10 protein-coding genes are annotated in these 16274 nt (G+C 49.3%); 5 read left to right on the forward strand and 5 right to left on the reverse strand.

From position 1 onward, the window contains the following. Positions 1 to 18: 18 nt before the first annotated feature. Positions 19 to 1167, reverse strand: coding sequence for an ABC transporter substrate-binding protein (locus DESTI_RS27630; RefSeq protein ID WP_014812151.1), 1149 nt, complete (start codon positions 1165 to 1167; stop codon positions 19 to 21). Positions 1168 to 1428: 261 nt separating this feature from the next. Here DESTI_RS27630 and DESTI_RS27635 point away from each other — a divergent pair, with 261 nt between their 5' ends. Next, complete coding sequence (locus tag DESTI_RS27635; protein WP_014812150.1) at positions 1429 to 2682, forward strand: hypothetical protein; 1254 nt, start codon at positions 1429 to 1431, stop codon at positions 2680 to 2682. Between the two features lie 101 nt (positions 2683 to 2783). Here the strand turns inward: DESTI_RS27635 and DESTI_RS27640 are convergent, their stop codons facing one another. From DESTI_RS27640 to DESTI_RS27650, 3 genes are all read right to left on the reverse strand, one after another. Then, on the reverse strand, positions 2784 to 3338 hold the full coding sequence (locus tag DESTI_RS27640) for a DUF1579 domain-containing protein (RefSeq protein ID WP_014812149.1): 555 nt from the start codon (positions 3336 to 3338) through the stop codon (positions 2784 to 2786). 196 nt (positions 3339 to 3534) lie between these two features. Beyond that, complete coding sequence (locus tag DESTI_RS30415) at positions 3535 to 3702, reverse strand: DUF1328 domain-containing protein (protein WP_014812148.1); 168 nt, start codon at positions 3700 to 3702, stop codon at positions 3535 to 3537. A gap of 132 nt (positions 3703 to 3834) precedes the next feature. Then, the gene (locus tag DESTI_RS27650; RefSeq protein ID WP_014812147.1) at positions 3835 to 5742 is read right to left on the reverse strand and encodes a bifunctional acetyl-CoA hydrolase/transferase family protein/GNAT family N-acetyltransferase; all 1908 of its coding nucleotides are present in this window, start codon (positions 5740 to 5742) and stop codon (positions 3835 to 3837) included. A 586-nt stretch (positions 5743 to 6328) separates the two neighbouring features. On the opposite strand from DESTI_RS27650, the gene pta reads away from it, so the two are divergent. Together pta and DESTI_RS27660 are read left to right on the forward strand one after the other, a co-directional pair. After that, complete coding sequence (gene pta, locus DESTI_RS27655; protein ID WP_014812146.1) at positions 6329 to 8413, forward strand: phosphate acetyltransferase; 2085 nt, start codon at positions 6329 to 6331, stop codon at positions 8411 to 8413. Further along, complete coding sequence (locus DESTI_RS27660) at positions 8410 to 9630, forward strand: acetate/propionate family kinase (protein WP_014812145.1); 1221 nt, start codon at positions 8410 to 8412, stop codon at positions 9628 to 9630. Before pta ends, DESTI_RS27660 begins: the two co-directional genes overlap by 4 nt. 379 nt (positions 9631 to 10009) lie before the next feature. On the opposite strand, the gene DESTI_RS31040 is transcribed toward DESTI_RS27660, so the two are convergent. Beyond that, complete coding sequence (locus DESTI_RS31040) at positions 10010 to 10180, reverse strand: hypothetical protein (protein WP_157212241.1); 171 nt, start codon at positions 10178 to 10180, stop codon at positions 10010 to 10012. Between the two features lie 742 nt (positions 10181 to 10922). Between DESTI_RS31040 and DESTI_RS29585 the strand changes: the two genes are divergently transcribed. After that, a complete protein-coding gene (locus DESTI_RS29585) occupies positions 10923 to 13511 on the forward strand; it encodes a sigma 54-interacting transcriptional regulator (RefSeq protein ID WP_014812144.1) in 2589 nt (862 codons plus the stop codon). Between the two features lie 403 nt (positions 13512 to 13914). Further along, positions 13915 to 15684 carry a hypothetical protein gene (locus DESTI_RS27675; protein ID WP_014812143.1) on the forward strand — a complete coding sequence of 590 codons (1770 nt, stop codon included), beginning with the start codon at positions 13915 to 13917 and terminating at the stop codon, positions 15682 to 15684. Positions 15685 to 16274: the final 590 nt, after the last annotated feature.

Raw genomic sequence — 16274 nt, forward strand, 5'->3', positions numbered from 1 at the left:
ACTGCGGACACAAACGCATCAATGTCCAGCTTTCCACGTCTCTATAACCGAGTATTCACCATTCTTTATGCCTATTATGGAAATTGGTTTGATCGGCGCGCGGTTCGGCCGGGCATAGGAAATTTCTCCTGTCACCCCCGGGAAAGTGCGAGTCTCGTACAGGGCTTTCAGAAGTGGATCCAGAGAAACTGAATTTGCCCGCTTTATCGCATCCGCGAGGAGATTCAAAGCATCAAAGCCCAACGCGGCAAAGGCGTTTTCCGGTTTCATCCCGTACTCTTTCTTATATTCTTCAATAAAAGCCAGCACTTCAGGTCTGTTTTGCCCCCTGTATGAATGCGTCGAAAAGTAAATCCCATTTGCAATCTTAGGCGAGGGCAACTGCTTTACAAGATCGCTGTCAAATCCGTCTCCACTCAGTATGGGAGCCGTCACTCCGGATTGTCTTATTTGTGCCACTGCTGTGGCTGCTTCGCCTGGAGCCGCGGAGACAAATATTGCATCTGGTACGGCATTGAGGGCCTTCAGGCGTTTTACGTGCGGGGCAAAGTCTTTTGTGCCGGCTTTGAACACATCTTGTGCAATCAACTGACCACCCGTTCTTGCGAGGCTCTCTTTGAAATATTCGGCGAGATCACGGGTGAAATCAGTCGATACATCGGTCCACAGGACGAAGCGCTTCGCTTTCAGATATTTCACGGCAAAATCGGCCATAGCTGCGGCTTGCTCATCATCACCGTACGCAGTCATCAAGAGACTGGGACCGACATCCCGGGGAAGATTCGGATCGGTTGCACCGGAAGTGATGAAGGGAATTCCGCGTTTAGCAAACTCAGGGCCTGCTGCCAGCACGTACGTGGTGTCACCGTATCCGATACCTGCAACAATTCCTTGTTCTAATGCTTCAAACGCTCCTTCCGCTGCCGCTGTGGGGTCGGAACGCGAATCGATGACGATCAATTTCAGTTTTCTTCCGAGCAGCCCCCCGGCAGCATTGATCCGAATGGCTGCAAGCTGTGCGCCCCTGAAACCTGGAGCGTCAATGGATGCCATGTCTCCGGTAAGATTGAAAAGCAGTGCCACTTTGATAGGTTGTTCGGCAGCCTCACCGCGCATCGGGCTCCAAAAGATGATAAGCAGTGTGAATATCCAGAAGAAGTGCTTCATGTTTGCTCCTCCTTAAAGTGCCTGAAGTCCGGGCGCTAGAATGTGTCACATTTAACGAATTTTCAAAAGAGGGTCTTCAAAAAAATGTAGAAAACGGACTTCCACTCCTCCCCGTTGGGCAAAGAGACCTGCGCCCGCAAAGTGCACGGCATATGAACTTTTGATTGACAGCAATCAAGCCATAACATACGATTTTAAATAGACCTGCAGTTCCTAAACCCCTTTCTCCTATAATTCTATTTGTTTGTCCAGGAGGCTGAAATGTTTTGTTCAGAGAATTCCAGCTCAGTTACGAATGCTTTTGCCGTGGACAGGCGCATGCTCCTGGAGCAGTTGGAGGACAGAATTGTCCTTGATGGAGCAGTAGCGGATGCGCCTGATGTGCAGGAACAACAAGCCCAAGCTGAACAGGTCGATAATCTCGGCTGGGTCTATGTCGATAACGGCTGGTGGTACAACGATGACGGTCAAGGCTGGTGGTTTAACCAAAACACGAACTGGTGGTGGAACGAACAGACCCAGTGGTGGTTTTCGGACTCACAGGCAGGGTTGAACCAATGGTACCACGGGCAGCATGAATATTATATGCAGCGGATCGATACCGGTACATGGATTTGGTTTGATGACATTCATCAGTTCCAGCCCGGTGGCCAATGGGAAGCAATGTTTACATGGCGATTCGATCCGAATCTGCACAAGTACTACTACAATGATTGGAATGGGTCATTTGTGTACTACTGCAATTTTGATGGATCCAACAATTATTGGGTTATAGATCCAAACGAATACTGGTATTGGGATCACATCCAAGGAGATTGGTATTGGACAAATCCCTCCACTCAAGCCTGGGAAATAACATACGATCAAACTTTTACCGTAACAAATCATTTTGGCGAAACAATTGATGTTTATCTCAAGTTTGCTCACTTGAATTGGGTAGAGTATGATACGACGGCCTTTTCAGGTTTTACCCAGCAAGCCGATCCCGATACTTGGATCTACCAAAACCTGGGTGCAAATGCCTCTGCAACCATAACTTTTCACCATGTCCACAGGCTCAGTGGCTCTTCCATAGAATTTGCGCCTCAAGGACAAGTCTTGGACGACCATGTCCAAACTCGATTTGAATGGACTTTACACGCCAATGATGGCACGCAACCCCATGCGAGGGATGTCTACAATCTCAGCCTGGTCAACGGATATAATGGCGGGATGCGCATAACCCCGACCACCGGCACAACCATAGAGGTCTTGAATGCAACAGGCAACCAGAACGCTCTGGGCGTTTACGGTTTAGGTTGCGATACGCAACAAGCGGCCGTCAGTCCGCCGTATGATTACTATAAGAATAGCGATAATTCCTATTACTACGAAGCTCATCCTTCAAGTATAGGCGTCGAGATTTACCAGCAGGCCGGACCGACGAATTTCACAGTGGAAATTCTCCCCAATACGGGTTTTGATTTTCATTGGAAAGATCACTCGAACCCACCACTTCCGTACTATCCCGAATAGGTACATCTCACGGTCACGGAAGTATTTAAGTATCGCAGAACCGGCCTCAGCGCCGGTCCTGCCCATCAAGCCGCAACGACTCCCGTTCTTGCAAGCCCTCGCTATTTCCGGGTGACGGTCATTACCATCACTTTCTCTTCGGTGCCTCCTTTGGGTGTGATGTACATTTCGTATTTCATGTTATTCTCATCCACGATGGTGGTCACACTGCGCCACACAATAGGACCTCTGACCGGATCGTCAAGGGAGCTTTCCTGAGTTATGATTTTACCGTCTTCACTGGCCGTACCTTCAAAATAGTAGATACCGGTGCTCATGGAATCGATCCAGGTAGACACATACTTTTTCGTATGATTGTCATAGCCTATGAGGTTTATCCCTGTGAATGTATCGCCCATCATCTCTCCGGTATACTCCTGCTGCAAGTAACGTCCGCCAAGGAGCATCTTCTGCTCGCAGGTTCCTGTGCTTTCCATAGCAGGCTGGTCGGGTCCCATCCATGCTGTGGTTTTCGTAGTCCAGCTTCCCGCCAGAGAAGCAAGCATTTTATGAGGCGCAGTCAGCTTTGCTTTTTCCCTGTAAATCTCCATTGCCGCGTGCATATCTATATTGTGATGAATATTTTGAGATGATTCAATATCAGTGGAAGTTGCCATGTTAATTTCCATCCTTTCTTCTTTTTCTCAAGAAAAACATAATCACTTCTTTCATCTTACAAAATGATATATGAGGTGGGGAATTACAGTGGTATTTGCAATTGGTGGTCCTAACAAAATAGAATATGGAATAAATCCGATTCACACATGGTTCATTTCCAAGCCTCGAGGAATTCTCAAGGCTTGGAATGCTATTTCAGAGGACTGCGCGTCCTCCAAAAACAAGTGATACTACAAACAGTATGAGAAAAACCAGAAACACGACTTTAGCAATTCCGGCTACAGCGGCTCCCGCAATTCCCAGGAAGCCGAGGAATCCAGCAATCAAAGCTATAATTAACAGTGTTATGGCTAAACCTAGCATTGTATTGGTCTTTCTCAGTCTCTATGATCGACGGAGACGTACTATCTCCACACCATAAGATGCAATGTTTCCGAATTCGATTCCACGAAAATGGCGAATCGCACAAGAATCGTCGGAATATAAGGCTACGTCTTAATTGTCGTCGCCGCTTGGGATGACCGGGACAGAGCCGTGGGTATCTGTATTCTCCGGTTTCTTCAACTGATCGAATCTCCATTTGTAACTTAATATACCGATATCAGCAGTTTTCTCAGTAACATAGGGAACTCTATTGAATATGTCCTGCATCGGAAGGTTGGACACCAGAACATCCGCTTTGAATCCAGGGACCCCACGCTCTTGAGCAATTTCGGTAAGATAGTTCAAGAGAAAAGTGGCAATGCCTCTGCCATGATATTTCTCGTCGACCATGAACGCCACTTCAGGAAATGGGTTATCTTTTTCAAACATATATCGCGCCTCTGCGATAATTCGTCTGTCCTCTCGAGGACCGATGGTAACCACAATGGAAAGACCGTCTTCATCTCTTAAATTGACATACTTCTGAAGGTTGTCATGAGGCATGCTTTTCCTACGGCCGAAGTATCTGAAATATACGGCTCTCTCAGAAAGATGATAAAAAAGATCTCTCATCATGGATTCGTCGGTAGGCTTGATTACCCGAACCCGACCCACAAGATCTCCTTTAAATGTTCGGTCCATGCGCACCCGTTCTCGCAATTCGTGAGAAACCGTGCGAAACGGGAATTGGTTTTTTCCTACATACCCCAATTTTCGTGCTTCTTCCATGAGGTGATCGCGGTGATCCGGATGCGCTATTTCAATGATTGCCAATGCCCTTTCTCGAATCGATTTGCCACCCAGGTATGCTGTTCCGTACTCAGTGACGATAAAATTCGCTTCTCCCGTGTTCATAAGAACCGCAGATCTCGGTTCGAACGCAGGAACCAGTGATGATTTGCCGCTTTCCGGAGAAATGGAGCGAAGACAGATTATGGATCTTCCTCCGTTAGAGAGGTTAGCTCCCCTCATAAAGTCTCGATCTCCACCCGATCCCTTAATATAGTTGGCTGCTGAACGCCCTTGTCTAATCTGGCCGCGCAAATCTATTTCCACGGCAAGGTTGATTGCTGTCACGCGGTCGTTTAGTCCTATGAAGCCCGGTCTCAGGATCATGTCGGAAGGATACAGCTCCACTAAATCGTTATCATGAATAAAGTCGTACAACTTGCTGCTTCCAATACAACACGTAGCGAGAGACTTGCCACGATAGAGTTTCTTGGTTTCATTGGTAATTACCCCTGCCTCGGTAAGTTCCATGAATCCGTCTGTATAGATTTCCGAATGCACCCCCAGATTACGACGATCTTTCAAGTGGTTCGTGAGTCCCCTGGGTGCACCTGCGAATCCAAATTGCAGTATTGCACCGTCTTCCACCAATTCGGCGCAATAGCGACCTATTACGCTTGCAGAATCGCTGAATACATCCTGAGAGAATTCAAAAAGGTCGTCTTCTGCAACAACAATGAAGTCGATACGATCGCCCACAATTACCGTGTCCCCACGGGTGCGGGGTATCCTGGGATTGACCTGAGCGATCACCACGCGAGCGGATTCCAGAGCGGCAAGAGTAACATCCACCGAAAGACCCAAACTGAAGCGCCCGAACCTGTCAGGGCTGGAGACCTGAACAATCGCGACATCGATGGGAATTCGGCGATTCCGAAAAAATCCGGGTATTTGAGAGTGATATAATGGCACATAGTCGCTTACAGACGGTTCCGCTAGATCGCCTCCTATAAAAAAGCTCTTCATTCTGAATCTGGTCGGCTGTGCTTTTGTAAGAGACTCTGCCCGACGACCGTGCATGAATTGGATGATTTCGATATCGTCCAGGTGCGAAGATCGCAGAGCATCAATGATCATCCCCGGTTCCGAACACAAGCTGCCCAAGTATACCCGGTCACCGTTTTTCAAGTGGGAAACGGCTTCCTTTGCATCGACTATTTTTGAAGAATACTTCTCTTTCCACAATTCCATAACGATTGTCTCCTCGACTCCTGTGGGCCCATCTCTATTTCACTCTTGGAATACCACCGAAACCTCCGATGCGATTTCTTAACATGACGCAATTTCCAGGTTTCTGATAATTGTGATGATATTCTGAGTGGGGTATAGCGGTCAACCAACTCATACCGATTCGGTTTTCTTTTCACAATCCGGGAGGCTGGAGGTATCCTTCGCTCCGGACTACGCAAGGCCGTCTAATCACTCCGCTCAGAACACCTCAGCCTACGCCATCTTATATGCATAACTGCGAAATGGTATCAGGCCTTATTCTGCGAAGCTCGGATCTTCAAAAAGAATATCAATCAAGGTTTGCTTCTCTCGACCCTCGCTGCCTTGTCTCCGATACGCGCCGCCATCGTTGCCGTTGGCAGCACGCAGTCTATATCCTTTTAAGGAGCGTTAACGGGATCATCCTAGGCCCAATTTATTCTGGAAGAAATTTTCACCTTACCAGAAATTCATGGTGTATCTTTAACATGTGATCTTGTTGTCACTAAGAACGTGCTGAGACTGAAACTTGGTACAACGGAGATTTTAACATATTGCGGAGAAAGGTATGACACAAAGCATTTATATAACCGGAGTGGAAGCTCAAAGCGGCAAATCCGTGGTTCTTCTCGGACTCATGGAATGGCTCGTGAACCAGGGCCGCACCGTGGGCTTCTTCAGGCCGGTCATCAAGTCCGAAGAGGAGCCGGATCGCCTGATACATCTGATCCTGAGTCGTTATGGCTCCCGGTTTCCGTATTTCACGATGTATGGCTGTACATACGAACAAACGATAGAAGATCGGGAAAAATCATATAAGCTCATTCTCGACAAGTACAAGGCTCTGGAAGAGCAATGTGAGATAATGATCTGCGTCGGCACGGGGTTCGGCGGAGCATCTTTTCCAATGGAATTACGATTCAACGCGGAAATAGCATACAACCTGGGTAGCCCTGTTGTCGCCGTAATAAATGGTATGGGAAGGACTCCCCGTCAGATCGGCGATTTCGCAAAAGTAGTGATGGACACTCTCGAACAGCAAAAATGCGACATTTTGACGATAATCGCAAATCGCGTGGATCACCGACAGAGCGCTGGAGTCACGGAAGAGTTGCGGAGAGCTTTACCGGCCACTCTACCATCACACGTGATCCCTGAACATCCGATTCTGGACAAACTTACGGTCGGAGAAGTCGCTCGCGCTTTGAATGCTGAACATTTGCAGGGCGATACTGGCAGCCTGAGCCACACGGTTAACCAATTCAAAGTCGCTGCCATGGAATTGCCTCATCTCCTGGACCGGATTGAAGAAGGAGATCTCATCATTACACCGGGAGATCGAGCAGAGATAATTCTTGGTAGTCTTGCAGTGGAAGCTTCACGATTGTATCCGCACATAGCGGGCTTAATCCTCACAGGAGGCTTCAAACCTGCTCCCCAGGTGCAGCGTCTCATACAAGGTCTTGGAAGACTCCCGATACCTATTTTATCCGTAAAAACAGACACGTACACAACCGCGGCCAAGGTGAGCTCGCTGAAGAGTTCATTGGTTCCCGAAGATCAGCGCAAGATCGCCGCTGCGCTTGGAATCGTCGAGGCGAGCGTACGGTTCGACTCGTTACAGGGAAGTCTGACTTTGCCGCGCTCGCGCCATGTCACCCCATTAATGTTTGAATACGAGCTCATCCAGCGCGCTCGGTCAACACGCCGACATATCGTACTGCCCGAAGGGTCGGAAGAGCGAATCTTGAGGGCGGCCGAAATTCTGTTACTCCGCGATGTGGTTAAAATCACCCTTCTGGGCGACCCCGAGAGGCTCCGTCAGAGAATCGGTTTGCTTGGAATAGAAGCCGAAGGAGTAAATATCGTTAATCCTTTGGATTCTCCTCTGCGGGAGACGTTCGCACAGACCTACTACGAATTGCGAAAACACAAGGGTGTTTCCCGAGGAATGGCATTCGACGCTGTGGCAGACAACACGTACTTCGGCACGCTGATGGTCTACCATGGGCACGCTGATGGAATGGTATCCGGAGCGATTCACACGACCTCAAACACCATCAGGCCGGCCTTTGAAATCATCCGGTCCCGACCCGGATTTTCAATTGTCTCGAGTGTGTTCTTGATGTGTCTGGCCGATCGGGTGCTCGTTTTCGGAGATTGCGCGGTCAACGCGGATCCAACTCCGGAACAATTGGCGGACATTGCGATCAGTTCAGCCGAAACTGCTCAGGTGTTCGGCATCGAACCGTATGTCGCAATGTTGTCCTACTCTACGGGAGAGTCCGGAAAAGGGGTGGATGTGGACAAAGTGAGGGAAGGAACCCTTATCGCGAAAAGGCGGCGGCCCGATATCAAGATTGAAGGGCCGATCCAATACGATGCAGCCATCGATTTGGAGGTGGCCCGCACAAAATTACCGGGGAGCGAAGTGGCCGGAAACGCCACAGTGTTCATCTTCCCGGACCTCAACGCTGGAAACACTACATATAAAGCGGTTCAACGTTCTGCCAATGCCGTAGCCATAGGCCCAGTCCTTCAAGGTCTTAACAAGCCTGTAAACGACTTGAGCAGAGGGTGTACCGTAACGGATATTGTCAACACCGTGGCAATCACGGCTATTCAAGCGCAAACCATGCAGGAGCCGGAATGAAGATTCTTGTGATCAATTCAGGAAGTTCTTCCATTAAATATCAGTTGTTTGACATGAATAATCAGTCAGTGCTTGTTGCAGGCATCCTGGAAGAAATCGGTCGGACAGGGAGCACATTGAAGCACCGCAAGAACAACGGAAATGGAGAGTTCGCCGAGTTCACCCATAGCCAGCCTGTCCACGATCATGCGGCAGGCTTTCACCTTATCATGGAATTCCTGGCACACCCGACCAAAGGATGGGATCTCAGCGACCTATCCGGCGTGGGACACAGGATTGTGCACGGAGGGGAAGCTTTCCGCTTGCCCACTTTGATCGATAAAGAGGTGATCTCAACCATAAAAGCTATGATTCCACTGGCACCGCTGCACAATCCGGCCAATCTGATCGGAGTTGAATTGGCTCTGGAACAGTTTCAGTCGGTGCCTCAGGTCGCTATTTTCGACACTGCATTCCACCAGAGCATGCCGTCGTATGCCTTCCGTTATGCGCTCCCCAATGAGATGTACACGGATTATCGAGTGCGCAGGTACGGATTCCACGGGACATCACATCAATACGTGGCCAAGCAGGCGGCGAAACGGCTTCACCTGCCCCTGGATTCTGTCAACCTGATCTCTCTCCACCTGGGAAATGGAGCCAGTGCCACTGCAATACGGCAAGGCAGGAGCATTGATACTTCCATGGGAATGACTCCTCTGGAGGGTCTCATCATGGGCACGCGATGCGGCGATATCGATCCGGCGCTCCAGGGCTATCTTGTTCGTGTCACAGGGAAAACATATGAAGAAATCGGAACATTGTTCGAAAAAGCGAGTGGATTGCAGGGAATTTGTGGCTCCAATGACATGCGGGAGGTGGTCCGACTGGCCGAATCAGGCGACTCGTTCGGGACCCTTGCCCTGGACATGTTTTGTTATCGTATCAAAAAGTACATAGGCGCCTATTTCGCAGTGCTGGGCCGCGTGGATGCAATTGTGTTCACCGGCGGAATAGGCGAAAATTCACCAACCGTTCGAGGCCGCTGCTGTGAAAGTTTGGATTCCCTGGGGATCGTCGTTGATGAAGGGTTGAACCAACACCGCGGACGAGAACCGTTCTCAATTAACTCCGACGAATCGCGCGTGAAGCTGCTCGTGATTCCAACCAATGAGGAACTGGAAATCGCCATCCAAACCCTGGAACTCATTCAGGCTCGACAAGATTCGGGAATTTGAGCACTGAACAGAGGACATGCGAAAGTCGGCAGATGTCCGGCGAAGTCATGATATAGGGAGACTTGCAGGGAAAGACTTTCTACAAATCTTTCCCTGCACCACAGGCGCTCATCGTTTTCCGATCTTCGGTCCCGACGGCCAAAGAAGACAATCGCGAGGCAGAGATTGTCAGCGAAGATTGGCACATAGTACAGAGCTTATTTTTTCTGGACCACACGTTGAATTCACAGCTTCCAGGCTGTACTATTGCCGAACCAGCCTGTCAAAATGCTACGCGATCAAGTTAAAGATTCACAAAAACCACTTGACAGCAAATTATTGTACTATACAGTTCAATGAGATAATGGCGTCTTGACTATGACGTCAGGTTAGACTTTCTTTAAAGTTTGGAGGTATCCCGCTGAAAAGCGGATAAGGTTTTCATGATGATACCCCTCGTGAACCGCGAGTTCCAGAGCGTTTCCGGAACCGTATGAAGAGGCTTCAGCTTCAGCATGTCTATGCTTGAAGCTTTGTCGATTTCGACTACAGCGCCTCTTTTGGTATTCATGCAGAGCGATCATCATTCAATATATCGGAAGCGGCAAGTTTGACAATGGCAGACAGTCTTAAAAGTCGAATCAACGAGGGACGACTTTTCAAGGTGAAGACATCAGAGGATTTATGAAATATATGAAGCTATCGTCTGCAAGGAGACAGCTTCATAACATAGACTGCAAGTTGACTTCAGCACAGGTTGCGTTGAGAGAATATCTCGAAACGGACCCTACTTTAATTTGCCTTGCACCCCGCGCATGGAGCAATTGCTCCTCTGTAGCGATCTCCTGATTGCGGCAGACAACTGCTAGCCCAAGATGCCGACCTCAGACTTGCTTTGCGAATCTCCGTTTTTCCGGCGGCTTGCCGGTTCTGTTTCCCTTATGAGCCTCCGGACAGGCTGGGAACTTGGAGATGCGGAAACAAAACCTGAGAAGATATAATACCAATGTGCGTTCAAAGAAGTAACATCTGATGCTGGTATTTTACAATACTGTAATGTCGCTGAAGCCTTTATCCAAAGAACAAGGCTCATCATCCTATTTTCGGAAGGAAAATGGGAAATATGGAGCGGCTTTACATATCATCGGGTTACCGAAAGGCATCCGGTATAGGGCAATGTCATCGTTTGGGACCATTTTTGAGACTGTGAATAGCTCGACATCAGAAGTCTTTTTCGTCGAAAATTCAATCGGATATTTCAATCCGTTTCGATGCCTTTTTCTTCGAAACGGTCATAGATAGAGGGACCGGAAATGGATAGAGTCTGTCGACAGACTGGGAGTAATACACACCAGCTTTTGATTGGTGTCCTACAGAATATCGATGCCGCAGTATGGGTGACCGATAAGCTTAGTGATGAAATCCTCTTTGCCAATGTGCAGGCCGAAGAAGTGCTTGGCGAGCAGGAAAGAATTAAAGATAACGGCCATAACCGCTGTCTTGGTGCTAGTTCGGGGATGAATGGCTTATCGAATGAACTACCACACGAAGCAGTGGAGTCGCTTGTCCATGATTTGGAATGTGAGATCGTTCAAACGGGTCGTTCAATCGTGGCTCAAGAGCTGGAGATCGACTGGGTGGACGGGAGAAAAGCTCTTTTGACAATCGCTCGTGATAGTGAAAATATGAACCGGAGAGAAGAGGAATATGCAGAAAGTGAAGCCATCCGGACAACTCTTCGCAAAGTCATTCACGGCATATTCGTCGTGAATGACAGTGGAGGCCTCACGCAAGTTGACGCAGCGTGGGAACAGATGTTCGGTTATAGTGCTGAGGAAGCTCTGTTCTTAAGGTGCCGGGACATGATGCATCCTGAGTATTCCCATATCTTCGAAGAGAAATTCAAGGCGGTTCTCTGTGGAGATGCCGGTTCTTTTCGCATGAAAAAGCTATTTGCTCGAAAGGACGGTAGTTTATTCTGGGGTGATCTCAGTATCACCCGCATGCGCAGTCTCGGCGGACGCGTGGGAGCAGCGGTAGGCATTATCGCAGAGATGAGCGAACGGACGCAGGCACAACGAGAACTGCGTGAGAGCGAAGCAAACTTTCGGGCTGCCATAGATAACCTGGGGCAAGCTGTCACCATGCTCAGCGATACCAAGTCCATCATGTACGTAAATGCGGCCTTTGAAAGAATGTTCGGATACTCCGCCGAAGAAGCCAAATGTCTTACTCCCAAGGACGTATCTTCTCACGAGGATTTTGATGCCTCAAACGAGAAGCTGCAATCTCTCATTCGCGGAGAGATTGACTTTTATCGTTTGGAAAAGCGCTACATGAGAAAAGATGGTTCCGTTTTTTGGGGAGATGTGACGTGTACCCCAATACGCGATCCGGATTCCCGAGTTGAGGCTGCGGTTGCAGTGATAGTCGACATAACCGAGCGGAAACGTGCAGAGGAGGAAGCACGGAAAATCCTGACCGAACAGGAGCTACGCATCGCAGAAAATACGAAGGAATTAGCTTGGGCAAACAGGGAACTTCGTGTGGAAGTAGCCGAACGGAGACGAGCCCAAGAAGCATTGCAACGATTTGAAGAGCAGTTCAGTGCAATTATCAGGACCTCCACAGATTGTGTGTTCATAAAGGATGAGAGCCTAAAATACGTGATTGTCAATCCTTCCATGGAAAAACTTCTGAACCTGCCGGCCTCGGAGATTATAAAGCTTCAAGACAAGGATCTTTTCGGTCAAGAAGCTGCCGATCGTCTTCACGAATTGGATACACGTGTGTTATCGGGGGAATCTGTAGAGATGGAGCATACGAGACCAATAAACAACCTCCCTATGAGATTCCTGGAAATTCGCGCTCCAATTAGAGACAAAGACGGCCGGATTGCTGGAATTTGCGGCATTTTCCGCAGAATCACGGAACGGGCTGCTCATGCTTCCGAGTCCTCAATCCAGGACAGCCTTTCACCTGTTATGCGTGCGGTTGTGGAAGAAGCCCGCGTAGCCGCAATGACAGATATCATCGTCTTGATCACCGGTGAGAGTGGAGCAGGCAAAGACTATTTGGCGCGTTTTATCCATGACAATTCCGCCCGCGCAAACGGCCCCTTTTACACCCTTAATTGCGCGGCCATTCCTCCCGAACTCGCGGAATCGGAACTTTTCGGTCATGAACCAGGGGCCTTTACGGGAGCGAATAAAAGAAAGAAAGGTCTCCTGGAGCTTGCAGAAGGAGGGACGCTCCTGCTGAACGAAATCGGAGAGCTGCCCACGCATCTTCAGGCAAAGCTGCTGACCTTTCTTGATAATCGATCGTTTACCAGAGTCGGTGGAGAGAAACCGGTAAAAGTGAACGCAAGATTGCTTGCGGCTACAAACAGGAATTTGAAAAAGGAGGTTTTGAAAAAACGCTTCCGTCGTGACCTGTTCTACAGGTTAAACGTTCTGTCTTTACGGGTGCCGTCACTGGTTGACAGGATAGAAGATTTGCCCGCACTGGCCGAACAGATCATCTCTGAATTGGGGCAAAAACTCAAGCTCCCCACGAGACCCACCGTTCCACCTGAGGAATTGGCAAAGCTCTGCGGGTACAAATGGCCGGGAAATATTCGGGAGCTTCGCAATGTTCTCGAAAGAGCACTCATTGTATCGCCGGGTCCGCAGCTTCAGTTCGATTTCTTGGAATCGGAAGCTGCCGTTCCCACTTCTAAATATTGGATCGTCCATTTTCCTCCCCGTCCATCGTATGTGGATGTAGTCGCCGGGCTGAAACGGAACCTCCTCCTGGAAGCTCTGGCCAGTTCCGGCGGTAGTAAAAGTGAAGCATGTCGCCTGTTGGGCATCTCACGCCATATGTTGAGACGGCAGCTTGATACATTCAAGCTCACTTGATGCGCCGTGTCGGCGCAGATAATTGTGCCCTTGCGCCTAATCGACGCCTCAATAACCATAATTAAAGCGCTCAGTTACGTTCAGGCAGTTCTTGATGCGCCGATTAGGCTCCTAAATTTCTCCATGGAATTCCAATCAGCACTCTTCCTCTAGAGAGAATTTTCAGTCACAAAGCGCTTTTCCCAAGACACAGTGTTTGGCACGTTTTGTGCCAAGTGTACTTGACACACTTGGTATCTCACTATCGCTTGATAGAAGTGGGCTTCTTTCGTTCTGCCCGAATCGTTCAGTGCCGAAATCCGATTGGCTGAGCGAATTCGGAAGATGGAGATGCCCCGGAGTGCATTGTGTGGCTGTCTGTTGACTGCCGATAGGCGTATTTGATGTGATTGGAGGAAAACATATGAGAAAGTTTTTGGCGATTCTCTTTGTGGGGCTGCTGATAATGGCAGTCACCGCGCCAGCGATCGCGTGGGAATTCAGTATGAAAGGTGAGTACGAATTCCGCTTCCGATATTTAGGACGTACAGGCCAGCACGACCTGTTCGGATACGACACCAACCCAGCCATAGGAGGTGGCGAAGTCGGATTTGCAGGTCCAAACATCTACGGTTATCCTGCTGCTACCGCGCATACCCTCCCGGCTCCTACGGCAGGAGGTACGGCCGGCAACTTGTATCCCATGATCATTACCCAGGGCGGGCTTTCTCAATTTGGTTCTGACGCCATATACAATGACTCGCGCCTGACTCTCTTTCCTGAAATCAAAGTGAACCCTGCAATCAGGGTGCACGGTGTGATGACAATCGGTGGGTACAGGAACAAGTATGCGGAACCGGCCGTTGGCGTGCCCGGCACTTCAAGCGCAGGCATCGGGGTGCCGCCGTTTGAGCGCTATTATATGCATCAAACCACTGACAATGCGTATGATACTGCTTCCTTGATAAGCGTCGAACAGTTCAGGGCCACGATACAGTTCCCCTGGTGCGTTTTGTCAATCGGAGTCAAAGACTTCCCCTTCGGTATCGGAATTTCTACTGCAAATTCCACCAGGTCAGAAGGAACTCTGCTCGTAGTACCCTATGGCCCCTTCCGTTTCATGGTTGGAGTCTGGTTGGCGCGCAATGCCCTGAACGCAAATTGGGGAACGGCACCGGACAGCGACCTCAAGCCCTACTATTTCGAGGGTTATCTGTTCACGTATCAGAGTGGTAATTTTGAAGCTGGTGGCGGACCGATATTGCAGAACCTTCATGCCAAGAACTTCTACGATGGGTCCAAAGCTCTCGGCCGTGGAGGTTATGACCAGAGACTGGCAAACTGGACCGCTTATGCCAAGTACAATAACGGCCGATTCTTCTTCAATGCAGAATATGACTGGACGACGATCAGCGTGAATACCGCCGCAGTTAACGCCAATTACACCGGAACTGCTGCTCAAAACAACGCGCTGTCGCCGAAGCATTCTGAATACTATCACTGGCTCGTAGAATTGGGTGCCATGGCCGGACCTGCCAAAGCCACATTGATGGCTGCGACTGCTTCCGGTCCTGTTTTGAACAATCCCAATCCTACAAAATCGTACGGCAGTTGGCCGATCAACTACCAGGCTGTAGAGCCCTATGAATGGCTGATGTTCACCACGTATGGCGGTGGAAACGATGCCTTCACCGGATTGCTTGTTCCCAATGACGGCCACGGCATGATGGCAGATGCTTTCTGTTACGCAGGTCGTTTAGATTACGCTATCGCTGCGAACCTCAATCTCTGGGGAACCTATATGTGGGCTCACAGGCTTGAGAAACAGGGTTATCTCTTCGGTGGAAAGAATTCGAATGGAACTCCTGCTACCAACGGAGATGCCAATATCGCAGCCTTTGCAGCAAATGCCGGAAGGGCAGCTTCCACTATGCAGGTCGGTGGTGTCACCAGTACCACATACGGCTATGTCAGCGACGGTTATCTCGGCTGGGAAGCGAACCTGGGCGTAGACTGGAAACTGCTCGAAAACTTGAACATGTACTTCAGATATGCCTACTGGCAGCCGGGTGACTGGTTCAAGGAAGCGTATCAGACGCGAGGCATACGTGGTGGAGCCGTAAGCGTGAACAATCCGATGGATTCTCGGGATGCCATTAACGCGTTCCACGGATCCTTGCAGATTAACTTCTAAATCTTCACAACCGTGTTCCATGGCTAGGCCATCGGAATACGTCATCCCCCGGCGCTCCGCCGCTGCCGGAGGATTGACGAACAATCCCGAAATTGTCGGGAGAATTGGCGGCTTTGGTGTGAACTAGTGACTCCCATGGCGAAAACGCCACAACAAACGATAAAAGTGCTCGCTTAACCGGGCACTTTTATCGGACTTCGCCAACATGGCCACAAGAATTTCCGGCCCGGACACATGCTGGGCCTCGGTAACTGCCGGTTTGGGTGCGTATTGGGTTAGCAAGAAAAAAGGCAAATGCATATGAAAGCTCCTGGAAAAATATAACGCTGCAGATTCAATTGGCCTACACCAGGGTGATGATGGAAAAGTGAGATTAGATATGATGCTACACAGACAGAACCGCTAACAGCTTCAGAATTCCCAAATCGCATCCTGTAAATTTCAATGTGCATCGATCTCTCGGATCGGTTTCCACACAGCATTGGGGACCGGTTGTTGAAAGGAGCCTCGACTTCTGCAGAGGGGGTCTATCTATTAATTGTCATGTATCGCCCGAATAAGAAGGGGATAGCTTTTTCCGGCGATTTTCG

The sequence above is a fragment of the Desulfomonile tiedjei DSM 6799 genome (assembly GCF_000266945.1).
In the GTDB taxonomy this organism is placed as follows: Bacteria; Desulfobacterota; Desulfomonilia; order Desulfomonilales; family Desulfomonilaceae; genus Desulfomonile; species Desulfomonile tiedjei.

What these genes read in the sequence shown, in the direction of transcription:
- DESTI_RS27630 (WP_014812151.1), bottom strand. Translation starts at nt 1,167, where the DNA reads ATGAAGCACTTCTTCTGGATATTCACACTGCTTATCATCTTTTGGAGC.
- DESTI_RS27635 (WP_014812150.1), top strand. Translation starts at nt 1,429, where the DNA reads ATGTTTTGTTCAGAGAATTCCAGCTCAGTTACGAATGCTTTTGCCGTG.
- DESTI_RS27640 (WP_014812149.1), bottom strand. Translation starts at nt 3,338, where the DNA reads ATGGCAACTTCCACTGATATTGAATCATCTCAAAATATTCATCACAAT.
- DESTI_RS30415 (WP_014812148.1), bottom strand. Translation starts at nt 3,702, where the DNA reads ATGCTAGGTTTAGCCATAACACTGTTAATTATAGCTTTGATTGCTGGA.
- DESTI_RS27650 (WP_014812147.1), bottom strand. Translation starts at nt 5,742, where the DNA reads ATGGAATTGTGGAAAGAGAAGTATTCTTCAAAAATAGTCGATGCAAAG.
- pta (WP_014812146.1), top strand. Translation starts at nt 6,329, where the DNA reads ATGACACAAAGCATTTATATAACCGGAGTGGAAGCTCAAAGCGGCAAA.
- DESTI_RS27660 (WP_014812145.1), top strand. Translation starts at nt 8,410, where the DNA reads ATGAAGATTCTTGTGATCAATTCAGGAAGTTCTTCCATTAAATATCAG.
- DESTI_RS31040 (WP_157212241.1), bottom strand. Translation starts at nt 10,180, where the DNA reads ATGAATACCAAAAGAGGCGCTGTAGTCGAAATCGACAAAGCTTCAAGC.
- DESTI_RS29585 (WP_014812144.1), top strand. Translation starts at nt 10,923, where the DNA reads ATGGATAGAGTCTGTCGACAGACTGGGAGTAATACACACCAGCTTTTG.
- DESTI_RS27675 (WP_014812143.1), top strand. Translation starts at nt 13,915, where the DNA reads ATGAGAAAGTTTTTGGCGATTCTCTTTGTGGGGCTGCTGATAATGGCA.